Raw genomic sequence first — 3,064 nt, 5'->3', positions numbered from 1 at the left:
ACGGCGGCCTTGCCGCCGATCAGGACGTCGGTGGCGCGGTTGATGCCGTCGATCAGGGAGTGGCGGCAGCCGTACTTGTTGTCGAACTTCGACTTGGTGACCGCGTCGTTCACGTTGATCGCCGGGAAGAGCAGGGTGCCGGCCTGGTGCATTTCGTAGAGGCGGTGGACGCCGGTGGTGGTCTCCTCGGTCACGCCGCGGATGCCGGCGGCCAGGGCCGTCCAGTCGATGCCGGTCTTGGCGAGCAGGGCCAGGACCAGGGCCATCTCCTCGTTCTCGGCGGTCGCCGGGTTGGGGACGGTGCCGGCCTTCTGGTATGCGACGCCCTGGTGGACCAGGAGGGTGGCGTCACCGCCGTCGTCCAGGATCATGTTCGGGCCCGTGTGCCCGGGCCAGGTCAGCGCCTGCTCGGTGCACCACCAGTACTCTTCCAGCGTCTCGCCCTTCCAGGCGAACACCGGGATCCCCGCCGCCGCGATCGCGGCGGCCGCGTGGTCCTGCGTCGAGTAGATGTTGCACGACACCCAGCGGACCTCCGCGCCCAGCGCGACGAGCGTCTCGATCAGCACGGCCGTCTGCACCGTCATGTGCAGGGAACCGGTGATCCGCGCCCCGGACAGGGGCTGCGCGTCGGCGTACTCGCGGCGGATCGACATCAGGCCCGGCATCTCGTGCTCGGCCAGGGTGATCTCCTTGCGGCCGAACGCGGCGAGGGACAGGTCGGCGACCTTGAAATCCGTGAAGTCCTTGAGGTCAGCGGTGGGCTGCGAGGACATGCTGGGCACTCCTTGAGTTCAGTACGTTGCGGTGGATCTCGAGCGTCGCCGTCGAGCGGTTGAGGGTGATGTAGTGCAGCCCCGGTGCGCCCTCGGCCAGCAGCCGCTCGGCCATGGCGGTGGCGTACTCGACGCCGACGGCGTGACCGGCGGCCGGGTCGTCGCGCACGGCGTCGAGCCGGCGGGCCAGGTGGCCGGGGAACGAGGCACCGCTGAGCTCGGCGAACCGGCTGATCTGGCGCACGTCGGTGGCCGGCATGATCTCCGGGATGACCGGGGTGTCGCAGCCCGCGGCGGCCACGCGGTCGCGCAGCCGCAGGTAGTCGTCGACGTGGAAGAACATCTGCGTGATCGCGTAGTCGGCGCCCGCCCGGCATTTGGCCACGAAGTGCCGCATCTCGCTCTCCCAGTCCGGGGAGCGCGGATGCCGTTCGGGGAACGCCGCGACGCCGACGCTGAAGGCCCCGGAATCCCGGACCAGGCTGACCAGCTCGTGGGCGTGGGACAGACCGTCCGGGTGGCGCTCCCAGGGCGCGTTCGGGTCGCCGGGCGGGTCGCCGCGCAGGGCGAGGACGTCGCGTACGCCCACGTCCGCGTACTGGCCGATGATGTGGCGCAGTTCGGCCACGGAGTGACCGACGGCGGTGAGGTGGGCGACGGGCCGCAGTGTCGTCTCGGCGGCGATCCGTTTGGTCACCTCCACGGTGCGGTCCCGGGAGGAGCCGCCGGCCCCGTAGGTCACCGATACGAAGGTCGGCGCCAGCGCCTCGATGCGGCGGATGGCCTCCCACAGGACACGGCTGCCCGCGTCGCTCTTGGGCGGGAAGAACTCGAAGGAGAAGGACGGGACCCCGCTGTCGAGGGCGTCGCGCAGGGCCGTCATGACAGTCCCGCCAGCGACGGTTCGATCTCCCGGGCCGCCTCGTGGCCGTAGACCCGGCCGATCCTGGCCAGCACGTCGGAGGCGAGCAGCTTGTACTCCTGGGTGCCCACCGATTCGAGCACCACCGTGGCCAGGGCGCAGCCGAGCTGGGCCGCGCGTTCGTACGACAGCTCCCACGAGAGGCCCGCGAGGAACCCGGCGCGGAAGGCGTCGCCGACGCCCGTCGGGTCGACCACGTCGTCGGTCGGGACCGCCGGGACGTCCAGGTGCCGGCCGTCGGCGCTCGTGATCGTGACGCCGTCGGCGCCGCGCGTGGTGATCCAGGTGCCGACGCGTACCAGGACGTCCTCTTCCGTCCAGCCGGTGCGTTCGCGCAGGAGGGCGCTCTCGTACTCGTTGGTGAAGAGCAGGTGGGCCCCGTCCACCAGGGTCCGGGTCTGCTCGGTGTCCAGGCGGGCGAGTTGCTGGGAGGGGTCGGCGGCCACCGGGATGCCGAGGGCGTGGGCGGTGGCCGTGTGGCGCAGCATGGCCGCGGGGTCGTCGGCGCCGACGATGACCAGGTCGAGGCCGTCCGTGCGGTGGTGGGCGTCGGCGAGGTCGATGAGGTGGGCCTCGGCCATGGCGCCCGCGTAGAAGGTCGCGATCTGGTTCTGGTCGACGTCCGTGGTGCACACGAAGCGGGCCGTGTGCAGGGTCTCGCTGACCCGGACCGACGTCGTGTCCACGCCCGCCTCGCGCAGGAGGGCGCCGTATGCGGAGAAGTCGACGCCCGCCGCGCCCACGAGTACGGGGCGCAGGCCCAGCCGGCCGAGGCCGAAGGAGATGTTCGCGCCCACGCCTCCGCGCCGCACCTCCAGTTTGTCGGCGAGGAAGGACAGGGACACGTGCTCGACCATCTCGGTGATCAGCTGCTCGGCGAAGCGGCCGGGGAAGACCATGAGGTGGTCGGTCGCGATGGAGCCGGACACGGCGATGCGCAAGACACTTTCCTCTCACTCGGGGCGGACGGTGCGGGGCCCGCGGGCGGGGCCTGCGGTCAGCGCGGGGTCGCGGCCTCGCGCAGGGCGTCGACGCGGTCGGTGCGTTCCCAGGTGAAGTCCGGCAGCTCGCGCCCGAAGTGGCCGTAGGCGGCGGTCTGGGCGTAGATGGGCCGCAGCAGGTCGAGGTCGCGGATGATCGCGGCCGGGCGCAGGTCGAATACCTCGCCGATGGCCTGCTCGATCAGGCCGGTCTCGACGGTGTTCGTGCCGAAGGTCTCGACGAAGAGGCCGACGGGCTCGGCCTTGCCGATGGCGTACGCGACCTGGACCTCGCAGCGCGCGGCCAGTCCGGCGGCGACCACGTTCTTCGCGACCCAGCGCATGGCGTAGGCGGCGGAGCGGTCGACCTTGGACGGGTCCTTGCC

Annotated in this window: 4 protein-coding genes; all 4 read right to left on the bottom strand. The window is 71.6% G+C overall.

All coding sequences use genetic code 11. The annotated features are described in order from the left end of the window. Window positions 1-776 (bottom strand): adenosylhomocysteinase (locus ACFV0Q_RS40365; protein WP_385012932.1); only part of this gene is annotated, 776 nt, incomplete at its 3' end. Further along, entirely contained in the window at window positions 754-1,659 is a 906-nt protein-coding gene (metF, locus tag ACFV0Q_RS40360) for a methylenetetrahydrofolate reductase [NAD(P)H] (RefSeq protein WP_385012930.1), read from the bottom strand. The genes ACFV0Q_RS40365 and metF, both read right to left, overlap by 23 nt. After that, on the bottom strand, window positions 1,656-2,639 hold the full coding sequence (locus ACFV0Q_RS40355) for a carbohydrate kinase family protein (RefSeq protein ID WP_385012928.1): 984 nt from the start codon (window positions 2,637-2,639) through the stop codon (window positions 1,656-1,658). Before ACFV0Q_RS40355 ends, metF begins: the two co-directional genes overlap by 4 nt. A 56-nt stretch (window positions 2,640-2,695) precedes the next feature. Next, on the bottom strand, window positions 2,696-3,064 hold a 369-nt coding region (locus ACFV0Q_RS40350), incomplete at its 5' end, for a methionine adenosyltransferase domain-containing protein (protein WP_385012926.1).

Origin of the sequence: Streptomyces sp. NPDC059564 (assembly GCF_042735575.1) — a bacterium.
Lineage (GTDB): Bacteria > Actinomycetota > Actinomycetes > Streptomycetales > Streptomycetaceae > Streptomyces.
Note: the sequence above shows the minus strand (reverse complement) of the source record. Positions and strands in the feature narration are given on the sequence as shown.

Coding starts and splice junctions, on each gene's coding strand:
- metF (WP_385012930.1), bottom strand. CDS start 1,659: ATGACGGCCCTGCGCGACGCCCTCGACAGCGGGGTCCCGTCCTTCTCC.